We start from the raw sequence: 16,510 nt of genomic DNA, 5'->3' as shown, positions 1-16,510 counted from the left end.
TCATCATCCTTTCCGGCCAGAGATTAACCGGCCGACAAGCTGCGCAGTATAATCCACGATCGGCACGATGCGGCCATAGTTCAGCCGCGTCGGACCGATGACGCCGACCGCGCCAACAATCTTTCGGTCGGCATTCATATAGGGTGAAACTACGAGAGAGGAACCGGAAAGTGAAAAAAGCTTGTTCTCGGAGCCGATGAAAATGCGCACCCCTTCGCCCTGTTCGGCAAGCTCCAGGAATTCCGCGATGTCGCGCTTGCGTTCCAAATCGTCGAAAAGGGTGCGGATTCGATCCAGATCGGCCAGTTCATGCTCTAAAAGATTGGCGCGACCGCGCACGATAAGCCGGGGATCGCTGCTTTCCCCCTCCCACAGGGCCAAACCCGAGGAAATCAGCACAGCCGCCATGCTGTCCAGTTTTTGCCGGCTTGCCTCGATCTCATGTGCGACGCTGCGCCGCAGTTCGGCGAGGGTGCGACCTTCGGCCACGGCGTTCAGAAAGTTTGCCGCCTCGCGCATCGAACTGGCGGTGTGGCCGGGCGGGGGATTGAAGACGCGGTTTTCGACCCGGCCATCGGCAAAGACCAGCACGACCAGTGCCCGATCCGGGGCAAGGCTGACGAATTCGATATGGCGAACGGGCGCTTCCTGCTTGGGCATCAGCACCAGTGATGCTCCGTGGGTCAATGCCGACAGCGCGGTGCTGACCCGGTCCAGCATGGTGCCGGTATCGCGGCTGTCGTCGCCGAGCGTTTCGTCGATCATCTCGCGGTCGCTGGCCGAGACGGGTCCCGCCTCCATCAGGCCGTCCACGAACAACCGCAGCCCCAGTTGCGTTGGCATGCGCCCGGCCGAGATATGCGGGTGATCCAGCAGGCCCAGCAGTTCCAGATCCTGCATTACATTGCGGATGGTGGCGGCGCTGAGCTTTTCGGACAGTTCGCGTGTCAGGGTGCGCGAGCCGACGGGATCGCCGGTCGCAAGATAGGTTTCGACCACGCGCCGAAAGACTTCGCGTGAGCGGTCGTTGAGATCGGAAAGCAGCGCGGTTTCAGGTATTGGCATTTTGTCTGGACATTCACGGGTTGCGGTCAAGGGCTTCGGACCTGTATCTGGACGGCAAAACCCCCGAAAGGAATGAAAGATGCGTCCCTCTGGCCGGAATTTAAGTGATATGCGCCCGATTTCAATCGAAACGGGGATCATGCGCCATGCCGAGGGCTCTTGCCTGATTTCCTGCGGCGATACGCGCGTGCTTTGTTCGGCCTCGATCGAGGAAAAGGCGCCGCCCTTTCTCAAGGGGTCTGGCCAAGGCTGGGTGACGGCCGAGTATGGCATGCTGCCCCGGGCGACGAACAGCCGCAATCGGCGCGAGGCTGCGGCGGGCAAGCAATCCGGCCGCACGCAGGAAATCCAGCGCCTGATCGGTCGGGCCCTGCGCGCCGGCGTGGATCGCCGTGCCCTGGGCGAGCGGCAGATCGTCATCGACTGCGACGTGATCCAAGCCGATGGCGGCACCCGCTGCGCCTCGATCACCGGCGGCTGGGTGGCGCTGCGCTTGGCGGTGAACAAGCTGCTGAAGGCCGGAATCATCACCACCGACCCGATCATGGACCATGTGGCAGCAGTGTCCTGTGGCATCTATGCCGGCCAGCCGATCCTTGATCTCGACTATGCCGAGGACAGCGAGGCCGGCACGGATGGCAATTTCATCATGACCGGGGCAGGGCGGCTGATCGAGGTGCAGATGTCGGCCGAGGGCGCCACCTTCTCGCGCCCCGAGATGAACCAGTTGTTGGATCTGGCCGAAGCCGGCATCGCGGAACTGGTCCGCGCCCAGAACGAGGCTGTTGAATGCGCAAGCTGACGGAAAAAAAGCTGCTGGTCGCGACGCACAACAAGGGCAAGCTGGACGAAATCCGCGCCATGATGGCCCCCCACGGCATCGAGGTGACCAGCGCCGGAGAGATGGGCTTGCCCGAGCCGGCCGAGACCGAGGACAGCTTTATCGGCAACGCCCGCATCAAGGCGCGCGCTGCGATGCAGGCGACCGGTCTGCCGGTTCTGGCGGATGATAGCGGCATTACCGTGGACGGGCTGGACGGCGCCCCGGGCGTCTATACTGCCGATTGGGCCGAGACGCCGCAGGGGCGCGACTTCATGCAGGCCATGACCCGCACCTGGACCGAACTGGAAGCCAGGGGCGTTGCCGAGCCGCGCACCGCCCAGTTCCGCGCCACGCTGATCCTGTTGTGGCCCGACGGCCATGAAGAGATATTCGAGGGTGTGGCCCCCGGCCGGCTGGTCTGGCCGCCGCGCGGTGTGCAGGGCCATGGCTATGACCCGATCTTCGTGCCGGACGGCCATGACGTCACCTATGCCGAAATGCTGCCCGAGCAAAAGAACGCCATCAGCCACCGCGCCCGCGCCTTTCGCAAGTTGGAGACGCTCTTTGCGTAGGATATCCACCGGCTCGCCATTCGAATCCGCGCTGGGTTACAGCCGCGCGGTCGTCAAGGGGCCGTGGTGCTTCGTTTCGGGCACCACGGGCTACGATTACGCGGCGATGAAGATGCCCGACAGTCCGGCCGAGCAGGCACGGAATGCGTTTTCCACCATCTTCGCAACGCTGGCCGAGGCCGGTTTTGCGCCCGCCGATATCGTGCGGGTGCAATACACCATCATCGACCCGGCATTGGTCGATGAGATCGCCCCGGTGCTGGGCGAGGCGATGAAGGATGCGTTACCTGCCGCCACCATGGTTGTCGCGGGGCTTATCAGACCCGAAATGAAGGTCGAGATTGAAGTGACCGCTTTTCGGGAATGAACCAGCGCATGTCAGCCCCCACCGCCAGCACTGCGCCTCTTGCCCAAGACTGGCGGGCGGGCGGTTTCGGGCTTTACCTGCATTGGCCGTTCTGTGCCGCGAAATGTCCCTATTGCGATTTCAACAGCCATGTCGCGGCGGTGATCGACCAAAGCCGCTGGCTGGCCGCCTATCGCAGCGAAATCGCGCGGCTGGGGCGTGAAACCCCGGGGCGGGTGCTCAGCAGCATCTTTTTCGGCGGCGGCACGCCCAGTCTGATGGCGCCGGAAACCGTGGCCGGCGTGATCGAGGCCGCGCGGGCAGAATGGCCCTTTGCCAATAACATCGAGATCACGCTTGAGGCCAACCCGACCAGCGTCGAGATGGGCCGCTTTCGCGCCTATGCCGACGCGGGCGTCAACCGTGTGTCGATGGGCGTGCAGGCGCTGAGCGACGACGATCTGCGCCGCCTTGGGCGCATGCATTCGGTTGCCGAGGCCCGAGCGGCCTTCGACATCGCGCGGGATTGTTTCACGCGTGTCAGCTTTGACCTGATCTATGCGCGGCAGGATCAGGATCGCGCGCATTGGCGGCGCGAACTGTCCGAGGCGCTCGGCATGGCCGTCGATCACCTGTCGGCCTATCAACTGACCATCGAACCCGGCACCGCCTTTGGCGCTCGTCATGCCAAAGGCGGGCTCAGGGGCCTGCCCGATGACGACCTGTCTGCGGATATGTATCTTGATACGCAGGAAATCTGCGCGGCGGCCGGCATGCCCACTTACGAGATCTCGAACCATGCCCGGCCCGGTGCCGAAAGCCTGCACAACCTGGTCTATTGGCGGCAGGGGGATTGGGGGGCCGTGGGACCCGGTGCGCATGGCCGGCTGACGCTGCCCTCGGGCCGCTGGGCGACCGAGGCGCATACCGCCCCCGGAGCGTGGCTTGAGGCGGTCGAGGCGGGGGGCAACGGCGATAGTGGTCGCGAGATGCTGAACCTGTCCGACCGTGCGCTGGAGTATCTGCTGATGTCCCTGCGGCTGGCCGAGGGGCTGGATATCCCCCGCTATCTGGCCTTTGGTGCGCAACTGCCCCGGGACAGGATGGCGCATCTGGTCGAACTGGGGCTTGTCTCGCTCAGCGGGGATCGGCTGGCCGCGACACCTGCGGGGCGCCCGGTGCTGAATGCGATCCTGCGTGAACTGGCGGAATAAGATGCGGTATCTGTGGCTCTCGATCGGTTGGCTGTCTCTGATGCTGGGGGGAGTCGGGGTGTTTCTGCCGGTCCTGCCGACCGTGCCTTTCCTGCTGCTGGCGGTCTGGGCCTTTATGCGCTCATCGCCCCGATTGGGCGCGCGCATCATGCGCCATCCCAAGTTCGGCCCCCCGATCCGGGCATGGCGCAAACGCGGTATCATCAGCCGTAATGCAAAGATATGGGCCGTCACCGGCATGACGGTCGGTGTCGGCTGGGCGATCTGGCTGGGGCTTGATCCGCGGTTCATCGCCGCACAGGCGCTGACCTGTGCCGGCATTGCCGCATGGCTGGTGACCCGCCCCGAGGCCTGAGCAGCCCCGGAATACAACCTTTTGCCCACTTGTTCCGACCCCGCCATGGGGCGAACCTTCGTCCCATGGGTCCGAGGGGAGGATTTGGACAATGGTGGATACATCAGGGGTGAAAATTCATCCTGCAGTCGACAACGGCATCAAGCCGGCCACACCCGGGTTTTCGGGCGGCACGCTGCATTGCAAGTGCAGCACCAATCCGGTCCGCGTCGCGGTCCGCGCGCAGACTGCGCATAACCATGTCTGCGGCTGCACCAAGTGCTGGAAGCCCGAAGGGGCGATCTTTTCGCAGGTGGCGGTCGTAGGCCGCGACGCGATCGAGGTGCTGGAAGGCGCCGAGAAGCTTGCGGTGGTGAATGCCGAGGCCCCGATCCAGCGCCATCGCTGCCGGGATTGCGGCGTGCACATGTATGGCCGGATCGAGAACAAGGATCATCCGTTCTACGGGCTGGACTTCGTTCATACCGAACTGTCCGACGAAGGCGGCTGGTCGGCGCCGGAATTTGCGGCATTCGTCAGCTCGATCATCGAATCGGGGGTCGATCCCAGCCGCATGGATGCGATCCGCGCCAGATTGCGCGAACTGGGGCTGGAACCCTATGATGCGCTTTCGCCGCCGCTTATGGATGCGATCGCCACTCATATCGCCAAACGCTCCGGCGCTCTTGCGGCCTGAGCGTCCGGCAGATCACGACAACAAGCGGGGGTCGGTTTACCGGCCCCCGAGGCCATGACAAGAACAACGGGCCCCGGGCCGTGATGAAGGAGAACAGACTATGAGAACCCGTGCAGCCGTCGCACTGGAAGCCGGTAAGCCGCTGGAGATCATGGAGGTCAACCTCGAAGGTCCCAAGGCCGGCGAAGTGATGGTCGAAATCAAGGCCACCGGCATCTGCCACACCGACGAATTCACGCTGTCGGGCGCGGACCCCGAGGGGCTGTTTCCCTCGATCCTGGGCCATGAGGGCGCGGGCGTGGTGGTCGAGGTCGGCCCCGGCGTCACCTCGGTCAAGCCGGGCGATCATGTCATCCCGCTTTATACGCCCGAGTGCCGTCAATGCGCGTCCTGCCTGTCGGGCAAGACCAACCTTTGCACCGCGATCCGTGCGACCCAAGGGCAGGGGCTGATGCCCGATGGCACCACGCGCTTTTCCATGCTGGATGGCACCCCAATCTATCACTACATGGGCTGCTCGACATTTTCGAACTACACCGTGCTGCCGGAAATCGCGGTGGCCAAGGTTCGCGAGGACGCGCCTTTCGACAAGATCTGCTATATCGGCTGCGGCGTGACCACCGGCATCGGCGCGGTGATCAACACCGCCAAGGTCGAGATCGGGGCCAAGGCGGTCGTCTTTGGTCTGGGCGGTATCGGGCTTAATGTGCTGCAGGGTCTGCGGCTGGCCGGCGCGGACATGATCATCGGCGTCGATCTGAACGACGACAAGAAACCGATGGCCGAGCATTTCGGCATGACGCATTTCATCAACCCGAAGAATTGCGAAAACGTGGTGCAGGAAATCGTCAACCTGACCAAGACGCCCTTCGACCAGATCGGCGGTGCGGATTACAGCTTTGACTGCACCGGCAACGTCAAGGTGATGCGCGACGCGCTGGAATGCACCCATCGCGGCTGGGGCCAGTCGATCATCATCGGCGTGGCGCCCGCCGGCGCCGAGATCAGCACCCGTCCGTTCCAGCTTGTCACCGGCCGGGTCTGGAAGGGCACGGCATTCGGCGGCGCCCGCGGCCGCACCGATGTGCCGCAGATCGTCAACTGGTACATGGACGGCAAGATCGAGATCGATCCGATGATCACCCACACGCTGAAGCTCGACGACATCAACAAGGGCTTCGACCTGATGCATTCGGGGGAATCCATCCGCTCGGTCGTGCTTTACTGATCGTCAACGGCTGCTTAGTTAAAAGGACGGCGGGGGCGGGCGACCGGACCCGCCGTCAACATGAAAGGACCGATCATGGCAAAGCATTTCCACCTGGACGACGATGACGACGATGAAGACGAGCGCCACCAGGAGGGGTCGAAGGACGAAGGGCTCGGCCTGCCCGAGGGTGACAAGATCGGCAAGCTGTATTTCAAATCGCGCACGGTGATCGTCGCGGGCCCGATCACCGACAAGCTGGCGCAGCGCACCGTGGCGCACCTGCTGGCCTTGGCCGAGGATAGCGACGCCCCGATCAACATGCTGATTTCCTCGCCCGGTGGGCATGTCGAATCCGGCGACATGATCCATGACGTTATCAAGTTCATCCGTCCGACCGTGCGCACCATCGGTTCGGGCTGGGTCGCCTCGGCCGGGGCGTTGATCTTTGTCGGCGCGGAACGGGAAAACCGTTACTGCCTGCCCAATACCCGCTTCCTGATCCATCAGCCCTCCGGCGGGATCGGCGGCACCTCGACCGACATGATGATCCAGGCCGAACAGGTCCGCCTGATGCGCGACCGGCTGAACCAGATCTTTGCCGATGCCACCGGCCAGCCGGTCGAGCGGATCGAAAAGGACACCCAGCGCGATTTCTGGCTGAATACGCAAGAGGCGCTGGACTATGGCTTGCTGGGCAAGGTCATCCGCTCGGCGGATGAGCTGAAATGAGCGGGGGCGGGACAGGTATCCTGATCCGTCCCGCCACGCCTGACGACCATCAGGCGATCTGGACCATCCTGGAACCGGTCTATCGGGCGGGCGAAACCTATTGCATTCCGCCCGACATCACCGGGGACGAGGCGCTGGCCGACTGGTTTGCCGCGCCTTTCACCGCTTTCGTGGCCGAACTCGACGAGCGGGTTCTGGGCACCAGCCATGTCGGCCGCAACCGGCCCGGCCCGGCTGGCCATGTGGCCAACGCCAGCTTTGCAACGCATCCCGATGCGCGGGGCCGCGGCATAGCCCGGGCGCTGGTCGCTCACGCCAAGGACTGGGCGCGGGCGCAGGGCTTTCGGGCGATGCAGTTCAATTTCGTCGTCGCAACCAATGCCGACGCCGTTCATTCGTGGCAGAAAGCCGGTTTCGATATTGTCGGCCGGCTGCCAGGTGCGTTTCTTCATCCCCGACATGGCTATGTGGACGCGCTGGTCATGTTTCACGACCTGACAGAAGGGAAGAACCCATGACGCTGGCCTATGAAACCGTATCGGAAAACCGCAGCTTCGGCGGCATTCAGGGCGTCTATCGCCACCAATCGCAGGCGACCGGCACGCCGATGACCTTTGCGGTCTACCTGCCGCCCGACGCCCAGCACGGCAAGGTGCCGGTGTTGTGGTATCTTTCGGGCCTGACCTGCACGCATGAAAACGCCATGACCAAGGCCGGCGCGCAGGAATGGGCGGCTGAATACGGTATCGCGCTGATCTTTCCCGATACCTCGCCGCGCGGCGAGGGCGTGGCCAATGACGAGGCTTATGATCTGGGTCAGGGCGCCGGCTTTTATGTCGATGCGACCGAGGCGCCTTGGGCGCCGCATTTCCGCATGTGGCACTATATCACCCACGAATTGCCGGAACTGGTCTTTGGCAATTTCCCGCTGGATCGCGAGGCGCAGGGCATCACCGGACACTCCATGGGCGGTCACGGCGCGCTGACCATCGCCATGACCTTTCCCGAACGCTACAAATCCGTCTCGGCCTTTGCACCGATCGCGCATCCCAGCGAATCCGACTGGGGCCGCAAGCAGTTCGCCGCCTATCTGGGCCAGGACCGCAGCGCTTGGGAAAGGCATGATTCGACCCTGCTGATGCGTCAACGCGGCTATCCGGGTGAGGTCCTGATCGATCAGGGCAGCAGCGACCAGTTCCTCGACCTGCTCAAGCCCGAGGCGCTGGCCCACGCCATGGCCGAACGCCGCCAGCCCGGCACATTCCGCATGCAACAGGGTTATGATCACAGCTATTTCTTCATCCAGACCTTCATGGCCGACCATGTTCGCTGGCATGCCGAACGGCTTGGTTGACCCGCGGAGGATGTTTTGGGGGCCGGCCGGGGTGATTGCCCCATACCTATTGCCGTATTTCCCTAATACTTTGGTCCAATGACCCTACCGGCCGCGTTGACGCAAGTGCGGCCGGACCCGAACCTTCCGTTATAAGGTGTGTGCGCTTGAGGAGAGGCGCGACCACCGGCATGTGGAGGAAAATCATGAAAAACCTGCTGAACGGCGCCTGTGTTGCGCTGCTCATGTCCGGCACGGCGGCGCTGGCCAATGACAGCGTACTGGCTGAGATCGCCAAACCCCAGCAATGGGCGATCCAGATGGGCGATTACGCGAACACGCGGTATTCGACGCTGGATCAGATCAACAAGGACAACGTCAAGGATCTGCGCGTCGCCTGGACCTTTTCAACCGGGGTGCTGCGTGGGCATGAAGGTGCGCCGCTGGTGATCGGCGACGTCATGTATGTCCATACCCCCTTTCCGAACAACGTCTTCGCACTGGACCTGAACGACAACGGCAAGATCCTGTGGAAGTATGAGCCGCAGCAGGATCCCAACGTCATTGCGGTGATGTGCTGCGATACCGTCAATCGCGGCCTGTCCTATGCCGACGGCATGATCCTGCTGGGTCAGGCCGATACCACGGTCGTGGCTCTGGATGCCAAAACCGGCGAGGTGAAGTGGACCAACAAGATCGGTGATCCGGGCATCGGCGAGACGCTGACCGCCACGGTCGTTCCGGTCAAGGACAAGGTTCTGGTCGGTATCTCGGGCGGCGAATACGGCGTCCGTGGCCGGATGACTGCGCTGAACCTGTCCGACGGGACCGAGGCGTGGAAAGCCTATTCCACCGGGCCTGACGACGAGATGCTGGTCGATCCCGAAAAAACCACCCATCTTGGCAAGCCGATCGGTGCCGACAGCTCGCTCAACAGCTGGGAAGGCGATCAGTGGAAAATCGGCGGCGGCACGATCTGGGGCTGGTTCTCGTATGATCCAGACCTGAATCTGGTCTATTACGGCACCGGCAACCCCTCGACCTGGAACCCCTCGCAGCGGCCGGGCGACAACAAATGGTCTATGACCATCATGGCGCGGGATGCCGACACCGGCATGGCCAAGTGGTTCTATCAGATGACGCCGCATGACGAATGGGACTTTGACGGCGTCAACGAAATGATCCTGACCAACCAGACGGTCGATGGTCAGGAACGCAAACTGCTGACCCATTTCGACCGCAACGGTCTGGCCTATACCATGGACCGCGAAACCGGCGAGCTGCTGGTGGCCGAGAAATTCGATCCTGTGGTGAACTGGACCACCGGCGTCGATATGGACCCGAATTCGGAAACCTTTGGCCGCCCGGCCGTGGTCGCCGAGTTTTCGACCGCCCAGAACGGCGAGGATGAGAATACCACCGGCGTCTGCCCGGCGGCACTGGGCACCAAAGACCAGCAGCCGGCGGCCTTCTCGCCCAAGACCAACCTGTTCTATGTGCCGACCAACCACGTCTGCATGGATTACGAACCGTTCCGCGTGGCCTATACTGCGGGCCAACCTTATGTCGGCGCCACCTTGTCGATGTATCCCGCCCCCAACAGCCATGGCGGCATGGGCAACTTTATCGCCTGGGACAACACCACGGGCGAGATCAAGTGGTCGCTGCCGGAACAGTTCTCGGTCTGGTCGGGTGCGCTGGCAACTGCGGGTGACGTGGTCTTCTATGGCACGCTCGAGGGCTTTTTGAAGGCCGTGGATGCAACGACGGGTGAAGAACTCTACAAATTCAAGACCCCCTCGGGCATCATCGGTAACGTGATGACCTACGAACATGGCGGCAAACAGTATGTCGGCATCCTGTCGGGTGTCGGCGGCTGGGCCGGGATCGGCCTTGCGGCTGGCCTGACCAACCCCAACGAAGGCCTTGGCGCGGTGGGCGGCTATGCCTCCTTGTCGCAATACACCGAGCTGGGCGGTCAACTGACCGTGTTCGAACTGCCGGGCTAATACTTTGGTGCAGAAAAGCAAACTGTGACTCGAAACTCGCCGCCCCAAGGGTAACCTTGGGGCGAGCGATCATCTTCGGGTGACAGCCAGGGAGGAAATTCATGACGAGCAAGACGACCGCCAGTCTGATGGCGATCTGTGTCGCGTGTGCGACTTGTGCCATCACCGGAACGGCCCTTGCGCAGACCACGGACACGCCCCCGGCGCAGGCCGGGGCCGGCGCTGCCGCCGCCGTTTCGGGGGATGCGCAGCAAGAGCAGGCCGCAAAGGAGGAACCGCAGACCGAGGAAGCGGGCGCCAAAACCGCCCTGCCGAATGGCACCGACATCACCCCCGACCATCTTGAGAACGGCCGCTGGTATACGGTCGACGATATCCCGACCTACAAGATCACGGACGGCAAGATCGATTATGCGACGTTTTCGGGCTATCGCCGTTATTCGGCGGAGTGCCACGTCTGCCACGGCCCGGACGGCGAAGGCTCGACCTATGCGCCGGCGCTGAAGACCTCGGTGCTGACCCTCGACTATTACGATTTTCTGGAAATCGCCGCGTCGGGTAAACAAGAGGTGAACAAGGCCGCCAATCTGGTCATGCCAGCTTTTGGTACCAACAAGAACGTCTGGTGCTATATTGACGATATCTATGCCTATCTGCTGGCGCGGGGCACTGGCGATCTGCCACGGGGCCGCCCGGCGAATAAAGAGGACAAGTCCGATGAATTTGCTGCGCAGGAAGATTCCTGCATGAGCGGATGAGACCCGCCCTCGCCCTTGCGGCTCTGTTGATCTGCGCCGTGACAACCGTCTCGGCGCAGGTTGCCGATCTGCGCTCAAAGACCGAGTTCAGGGTTTGTGCCGATCCCGCCGCCGTGCCGATGTCGTCGGAAGACGGCCAAGGGTTTGAAAACCGCATCGCTGAGCTTTTCGGTGAAAAGCTGGGCCTGCCGGTGGTCTATACATGGTTCCCGCAGGGACCCGGCTTTATCCGCAAGACCCTGCGCGCCGGGCTGTGCGATGTCGTCATCGGCTATGCCCAGGGCGACGAGATGGTGCAGAACACCAACCATTACTATACCTCGGCCTATGGTATCGTAACGCGCAAGGACAGCCCGCTGGCCTCGGTCGAAACGCTGGAGGATCCGGCGCTGCAGGATCATCCCATCGGGGTCGTGGCAGGAACGCCGCCTGCGACAAATCTTGCGCGGGCCGGGCTGGCCAAGAATATGCGCGGCTGGGACCTGTTCGTGGATCGCCGGGTCGAGGATCCGGTGGGCGAGATGCTGGCGCAGGTGAAGTCCGGCGAACTGGCTGCCGCGGTGATCTGGGGTCCGCTGGCCGGGCCGCTGGTCAAGCAGGATGCCGATCTGCAATTCACGCCGCTGCTCAAGGAAACCAGCGGGCCGCGCATGTTCTATCGCATCACCATGGGGGTGCGGTTGGGCGAACAGGAATGGAAGCGGCAATTGAACAGCCTGATCCGGCGGCACCAGGACGAAATCGACGTCGTTCTGCGTGATGCCGGGGTGCCGCTTCTGGACGATTATGGCAAGTCGTTGAAACCATGAAATGGGCCGGGGCAGTGTTGGCGATCCTTTTGGCCGGCGCTGCCCCGGCCCAGACCCGTGCGCAGGTGCCCGAGCCGCAGGATTTCCACGGCGAACCCTATCGTGCCGAAACCCCCGCGACGCTGGCCGGCGCAAGGGTGGTCGGAGCGACCGAGGCGGTGGAACTGCACAAGGCCGGAGTGCCCTTCATCGACGTGCTGCCGCGCACCGCCCGACCCGAGGGCCTGCCCGAAGGGACACTGTGGAATGCGCCGCCGCATCTTTCGATACCGGGCGCCACCTGGCTTTACGATACCGGCTATGACCGGCTGGCGCCCGCAGAACAGGCTCGGCTGGCCGATGGGCTGGCCCGGCTTTCAGGGGACGACAAGGCCGCGCCCATGGTGGTCTTTTGCAAGCGCGACTGCTGGATGAGCTGGAATGCCGCCAAGCGCGCCGTTGCGCTGGGCTACAGCGGGGTAATCTGGTTTCCCGAAGGTGTCGATGGCTGGCAGGAGCGGGGCGGTGTGCTGGAACCCGTCACACCTGCCCCTTAAGGCCGCCCCCCCGACCCGTCGGGCAGGGGCGGAACCCCTGACCTGGATGCGCGCCGGTTGTCCCGGCAGCAGGGTCACTCTGCCTTGCCGAACTTTTCGACCAGTGCGTCGAACCCGGCCTGATAGACCCCGGTGACCGCCTGTGTCGCCGCTTCGTCGCTTAGCTCGGCAGGGGGATCGTTGTTCGGATAGCCCCGATAAAAGCCGCCCTTCCAATGAACCAGTGCCTTGCCGCCTTCGTCCTTGACGCAAAGGGTCGAGGCATAGTTGGTCACCGGCAGGACCGTCACGTCGACCTCGGCGATGCGATAGGAATAGCAGTGTTTCTCGGGCTGCCATTTCGTCAGCGTCTCGGTGATCGTCGGGTCACCGGCATCGGATTTCAGATGCAGCACGCGGGTTGATGTTTCGGGTTGGTCGGCCGCCCCATCTCCGGTCAGCTCCAGGCTGGCGATCGCGGGATGCCAGCTCATATCGTCGAACTTGCCGATGACGGCCCAGACCTCGTCGGGCGTCGCATCCAGCTTTTGCTGCATTTCCAGCTTCAGCCGGGCAGGTCCATGTGCCTGTGCGGCGGGGGCCAAAGCCATGGCCGCCCCCATCGTCAGGGCCAGCAGTCGAATCATCAGTCACTCCTCCCGAAAGATGATGTTTTTCAAAAGATACAGATATCCGCGGCGAAAGCTTTCGTCGGTATTGCCGCGGATATCGACCACGCCGGCGCGGACCGTTTCGCCGCTGGCCGCGTCGCGGATGTAAAGATTCAGCGCCAGGATCAGGTTCGACACCTTCTGCACCTCGCCCGAGACGGCGTAATGCGCGCCCATCTCGCGCGCGATGCGAATGTCCTGACCATTGGATTTTGTCGGGTTCTTGATTTTTGCCATCTGCTCGGCGGGTGGCTCCAGCAGGGTAAAGCCCCGACTGCGCAGATCCTCGGCGATGACGTCCTCGGCCATTTCGATGCGGCGGGTTTCATCGTCGCGCACGCCGTTGATGGTGCCTTCGGTCGAGGTGTCTATGAAATGCAGGCCGAACCAGGCCGCGCTGCCGGGCGGCGGAACCGACCCGTGCGCCGGCTGGTCCGCCCCGGCGCCGGATCCGGTCAGGGCGGCAACGCAGGCGATCAGGATAAGCCGCGAAAATGCCATGCGCAGAACATGCGCCCGACGCGCCGCGGCCGTCCATAGGACGAAAGTCCCTAATACTTAGGTGGCGGGGCATTTTCCCCGGATAAATACAGGGTATTTCGCGGGTTGGCGCAGGCGGATTGGCCCGGCATGATGCGTGGGGGAGGAAGGCAATGACAGGCAGAATCATCATACTTTTGGCGGGTTTGTCCGTGACGGGCCCTGCCCTTGCGCAAGATGCCGCGCAGCCGCAGACCGTTCGCGCTGCGGTGCTGCGGGTGGATGTGCCCCGCCTGCCGCCCATCTCGCGGTTGCGAACCGCGCCCGAGGATCTGGCCTTTGCCGGTGCGCGACTTGCCATCGAGGATAACGACACCACCGGCCGCTTCATGAACCAGGATTTCGAGGCGCTGGAGGTTGCCGCCACGCCCGAAACCGCAGCGGCCGAGATGGACAAGCTGCTTGCCGAAGGCATTCCCTTTATCGTGACGCTGGCCGACGACGCCCAGACGCTGGCGCTGGCCGATCAGGCCGGAGACGGTGCCTTGGTGCTGAATGCGCGTGCCCGGGGCGACAATCTGCGCGGCGCGGATTGCCGTTTCAACGTGATCCATACCGCGCCCAGCTATGCCATGCTGGCCGATGGGCTGGCGCAGTTCCTGATGTGGAAGAAATGGCCGAACTGGTTCCTGATCGCCGGCAGCCACCCCGAGGATGTGGCGCTGGCCGATGCCTATCGCCGCGCCGCGACCAAGTTCGGTGCCAAGATCGTCGAAACCCGCACCTATGAGGATACGGGCGGCAGCCGGCGCAGCGACAGCGGACACGTGCAGGTTCAAAGCCAGATGCCGGTCTTTACCCAGCGCGCGCCGGCATATGACGTGCTGATCGCCGCCGATGAAAACGACGTCTTTGCGGATTGGCTGCCTTTTGCCACCTGGGATCCGCGACCGGTAGTGGGCTCGGCGGGGCTGGTGCCGCGCAGTTGGGCGCCTTCGTTGGAAGCATGGGGCGCCACACAATTCCAGAACCGTTTCGAAAAGCTTGCCAATCGCCCGATCCGCGAAGAGGATTACCAGACTTGGGTGGCGCTGCGCATGATCGGCGAGGCCGCGACGCGCACGCAAAGCACCGATCCCGTCACGTTGAAAGAGTTCATGCTGTCCGAGAACTTTGAGGTCGCAGGCTTCAAGGGGCAGAAACTGACCCTGCGCGACTGGGACCACCAGTTGCGACAGCCGATCCTGTTGGCGACGGATACCGTCACCGCCTCGGTCAGCCCGCAGGACCAGTATCTGCACCAGCACTCGGCGCTGGATACGCTGGGCCTCGACCGGCCCGAAACCGAATGCAAATTCTGAGGTGAAAAGATGAGAACGCTCCTGACCCTCTGTCTGCCCGTCCTTATTGCCGCCTCGCCTGCGCTGGGGAACCGGGTCTTTGTCAGCAATGAAAAAGGCAATGACGTCACCGTGCTGGACAGCGACACGCTGGAGGTGATCGGCACCTATCCGGTCGGCGCACGTCCGCGTGGCATCACCATCAGCCCCGACGGCAAGGAACTGTATGTCTGCGCCTCGGACGACGATCTGGTGCGGGTGTTCAACCCCGAGACCATGGAAGAGATGCACACGCTGCCCTCGGGTCCCGACCCGGAGCTGTTCGTGCTGCACCCCTCGGGCAATCCGCTTTATATCGCGAACGAGGACGACAACCTCGTGACCGTGGTCGATACCCAGACCCACAAGGTGCTGGCCGAGATCCCGGTGGGTGTCGAACCCGAGGGCATGGGCGTCAGCCCCGATGGAAAGGTGGTCATCAACACCTCGGAAACCACCAACATGGCGCATTTCATCGACAGCGAAAGCTTTGAGATCTTCGCCAACGTGCTGGTGGATTCGCGCCCGCGTTTCGCACAATACAACGATGCCGGAACCAAGCTTTACGTCAGTTCGGAAATCGGCGGCACGGTCAGCGTGATCGACCCGGCTACCCAGGAGATCACCAAGAAGATCAGCTTCGAGATCCCCGGCGTCTTGCCCGAGGCCATCCAGCCGGTCGGCGTGCGCGTGACCAAGGACGGCAAGAAGGTCTTTGTCGCCCTGGGTCCGGCCAACCGCGTGGCGGTCATCAACGGCGAGACCGACGAGGTCGAGGAATATCTGCTGGTCGGCCAGCGCGTCTGGCAGATGGCATTCACGCCGGACGAGAAATACCTGTTCACCACGAACGGCAATTCCAACGATGTCTCGGTGATCGACGTGGCGGCGCTAAACGTCGTCAAATCCGTGCCCGTGGGCCAGCAGCCCTGGGGCGTGGTCGTCGCACCCAACTGAACCGACAGGATAATGAGGGAGGAATGAATATGACCCGTTTGCTGACGATCCTGCTGCTTATGGCCGGGCTCGCCGCGCCTGCCACGGCGCAAGAGACCGCGCCGGACGCCGGCACCCCCGAGGCCGGTGCCGCGGCCGATGGTGCTGCCGCCGCCGAACAGGACGACGATGATGATGACGACGACGATGGCGATGATGCCGGCGGCGAAGCGGGCGTGCATGAGGCGGGTGCCAAGTTCGACTATGGTTTCTCGGGGCTTCTGGCGCGCGATAACCGCACCGATCTCGCTCCGCTGACGCTGGCGTCGGGGCAGCCGGTCGCAACGGACGAATACAAGCTGAAATCGGGCGGCTACTACCGCATCGACATCAACGCCGATGGCAGTCAGGAACTGGCACTTTCGGGCGGCGACTTCTTCCGCGCCGTCTGGGTTAACGAGATCGTGATCAATGACATCGAGATCCGACCCATGGGCGTGCATTCGCTGGAATTCGACGATGCCGGCACCGCCACGTTCAGCTTTATCGCCATTGTTCCCGGCCGCTATACGCTGTCGATCCCCGGCTCGCATGGTGAAACCCAACAGGCTGTGTTCAATATCCAGTAAA

The 16,510-nt window shown here is 63.1% G+C and carries 20 protein-coding genes; 17 read left to right on the top strand and 3 right to left on the bottom strand.

What is annotated here, in order from left to right:
• Positions 1-3: 3 nt before the first annotated feature.
• Entirely contained in the window at positions 4-1,065 is a 1,062-nt protein-coding gene (hrcA, locus tag JWJ88_RS10795; RefSeq protein ID WP_205294044.1) for a heat-inducible transcriptional repressor HrcA, read from the bottom strand.
• Between the two features lie 79 nt (positions 1,066-1,144).
• Here hrcA and rph point away from each other — a divergent pair, with 79 nt between their 5' ends.
• The 14 genes from rph to JWJ88_RS10725 all read left to right on the top strand — a co-directional run bounded on the left by rph (position 1,145) and on the right by JWJ88_RS10725 (position 12,435).
• Entirely contained in the window at positions 1,145-1,867 is a 723-nt protein-coding gene (gene rph / locus JWJ88_RS10790; protein ID WP_205294043.1) for a ribonuclease PH, read from the top strand.
• Positions 1,855-2,460 carry an RdgB/HAM1 family non-canonical purine NTP pyrophosphatase gene (rdgB, locus tag JWJ88_RS10785; protein ID WP_205294042.1) on the top strand — a complete coding sequence of 202 codons (606 nt, stop codon included), beginning with the start codon at positions 1,855-1,857 and terminating at the stop codon, positions 2,458-2,460. Before rph ends, rdgB begins: the two co-directional genes overlap by 13 nt.
• Positions 2,453-2,827 carry a RidA family protein gene (locus tag JWJ88_RS10780; RefSeq protein ID WP_205294041.1) on the top strand — a complete coding sequence of 125 codons (375 nt, stop codon included), beginning with the start codon at positions 2,453-2,455 and terminating at the stop codon, positions 2,825-2,827. The genes rdgB and JWJ88_RS10780 overlap by 8 nt, the downstream gene beginning before the upstream one ends.
• An 8-nt stretch (positions 2,828-2,835) precedes the next feature.
• Positions 2,836-4,020 carry a radical SAM family heme chaperone HemW gene (gene hemW / locus JWJ88_RS10775; RefSeq protein ID WP_205294040.1) on the top strand — a complete coding sequence of 395 codons (1,185 nt, stop codon included), beginning with the start codon at positions 2,836-2,838 and terminating at the stop codon, positions 4,018-4,020.
• Position 4,021: 1 nt separating this feature from the next.
• Entirely contained in the window at positions 4,022-4,375 is a 354-nt protein-coding gene (locus tag JWJ88_RS10770) for a YbaN family protein (protein WP_205294039.1), read from the top strand.
• A gap of 91 nt (positions 4,376-4,466) precedes the next feature.
• Entirely contained in the window at positions 4,467-5,051 is a 585-nt protein-coding gene (gene gfa / locus JWJ88_RS10765; RefSeq protein ID WP_205294038.1) for an S-(hydroxymethyl)glutathione synthase, read from the top strand.
• A gap of 100 nt (positions 5,052-5,151) precedes the next feature.
• On the top strand, positions 5,152-6,279 hold the full coding sequence (locus JWJ88_RS10760) for an S-(hydroxymethyl)glutathione dehydrogenase/class III alcohol dehydrogenase (RefSeq protein ID WP_205294037.1): 1,128 nt from the start codon (positions 5,152-5,154) through the stop codon (positions 6,277-6,279).
• 75 nt (positions 6,280-6,354) lie between these two features.
• Positions 6,355-6,990 carry an ATP-dependent Clp protease proteolytic subunit gene (locus JWJ88_RS10755; RefSeq protein ID WP_205294036.1) on the top strand — a complete coding sequence of 212 codons (636 nt, stop codon included), beginning with the start codon at positions 6,355-6,357 and terminating at the stop codon, positions 6,988-6,990.
• Positions 6,987-7,508, top strand: coding sequence for a GNAT family N-acetyltransferase (locus JWJ88_RS10750; RefSeq protein ID WP_205294035.1), 522 nt, complete (start codon positions 6,987-6,989; stop codon positions 7,506-7,508). The genes JWJ88_RS10755 and JWJ88_RS10750 overlap by 4 nt, the downstream gene beginning before the upstream one ends.
• On the top strand, positions 7,505-8,344 hold the full coding sequence (gene fghA / locus JWJ88_RS10745) for an S-formylglutathione hydrolase (RefSeq protein WP_205294034.1): 840 nt from the start codon (positions 7,505-7,507) through the stop codon (positions 8,342-8,344). Before JWJ88_RS10750 ends, fghA begins: the two co-directional genes overlap by 4 nt.
• Positions 8,345-8,529: 185 nt before the next feature.
• A complete protein-coding gene (locus JWJ88_RS10740; protein WP_205294033.1) occupies positions 8,530-10,332 on the top strand; it encodes a methanol/ethanol family PQQ-dependent dehydrogenase in 1,803 nt (600 codons plus the stop codon).
• A 101-nt stretch (positions 10,333-10,433) separates the two neighbouring features.
• Entirely contained in the window at positions 10,434-11,090 is a 657-nt protein-coding gene (locus JWJ88_RS10735; protein ID WP_205294032.1) for a c-type cytochrome, methanol metabolism-related, read from the top strand.
• Positions 11,087-11,899 carry a substrate-binding domain-containing protein gene (locus tag JWJ88_RS10730; protein ID WP_205294031.1) on the top strand — a complete coding sequence of 271 codons (813 nt, stop codon included), beginning with the start codon at positions 11,087-11,089 and terminating at the stop codon, positions 11,897-11,899. The genes JWJ88_RS10735 and JWJ88_RS10730 overlap by 4 nt, the downstream gene beginning before the upstream one ends.
• Positions 11,896-12,435 (top strand): PQQ-dependent catabolism-associated CXXCW motif protein, encoded by a 540-nt coding sequence (locus JWJ88_RS10725; protein ID WP_205294030.1) that lies wholly within the window; start codon positions 11,896-11,898, stop codon positions 12,433-12,435. Before JWJ88_RS10730 ends, JWJ88_RS10725 begins: the two co-directional genes overlap by 4 nt.
• Positions 12,436-12,509: 74 nt before the next feature.
• On the opposite strand, the gene JWJ88_RS10720 is transcribed toward JWJ88_RS10725, so the two are convergent.
• Positions 12,510-13,061 carry an SRPBCC family protein gene (locus tag JWJ88_RS10720; RefSeq protein ID WP_205294029.1) on the bottom strand — a complete coding sequence of 184 codons (552 nt, stop codon included), beginning with the start codon at positions 13,059-13,061 and terminating at the stop codon, positions 12,510-12,512.
• Positions 13,062-13,064: 3 nt separating this feature from the next.
• Positions 13,065-13,586 carry a DUF3280 domain-containing protein gene (locus JWJ88_RS10715; RefSeq protein WP_205294028.1) on the bottom strand — a complete coding sequence of 174 codons (522 nt, stop codon included), beginning with the start codon at positions 13,584-13,586 and terminating at the stop codon, positions 13,065-13,067.
• Between the two features lie 152 nt (positions 13,587-13,738).
• On the opposite strand from JWJ88_RS10715, the gene JWJ88_RS10710 reads away from it, so the two are divergent.
• The 3 genes from JWJ88_RS10710 to JWJ88_RS10700 all read left to right on the top strand — a co-directional run bounded on the left by JWJ88_RS10710 (position 13,739) and on the right by JWJ88_RS10700 (position 16,509).
• A complete protein-coding gene (locus JWJ88_RS10710; protein ID WP_205294027.1) occupies positions 13,739-14,926 on the top strand; it encodes an ABC transporter substrate-binding protein in 1,188 nt (395 codons plus the stop codon).
• Positions 14,927-14,935: 9 nt separating this feature from the next.
• A complete protein-coding gene (locus JWJ88_RS10705) occupies positions 14,936-15,901 on the top strand; it encodes a YVTN family beta-propeller repeat protein (RefSeq protein ID WP_205294026.1) in 966 nt (321 codons plus the stop codon).
• A 215-nt stretch (positions 15,902-16,116) separates the two neighbouring features.
• Positions 16,117-16,509 carry a cupredoxin domain-containing protein gene (locus JWJ88_RS10700; protein ID WP_313349199.1) on the top strand — a complete coding sequence of 131 codons (393 nt, stop codon included), beginning with the start codon at positions 16,117-16,119 and terminating at the stop codon, positions 16,507-16,509.
• The last annotated feature ends 1 nt before the right edge of the window (position 16,510 follow it).

It is taken from the genome of Paracoccus methylovorus, from assembly GCF_016919705.1.
Taxonomy (GTDB): domain Bacteria; phylum Pseudomonadota; class Alphaproteobacteria; order Rhodobacterales; family Rhodobacteraceae; genus Paracoccus; species Paracoccus methylovorus.
Note: the sequence above shows the minus strand (reverse complement) of the source record. Positions and strands in the feature narration are given on the sequence as shown.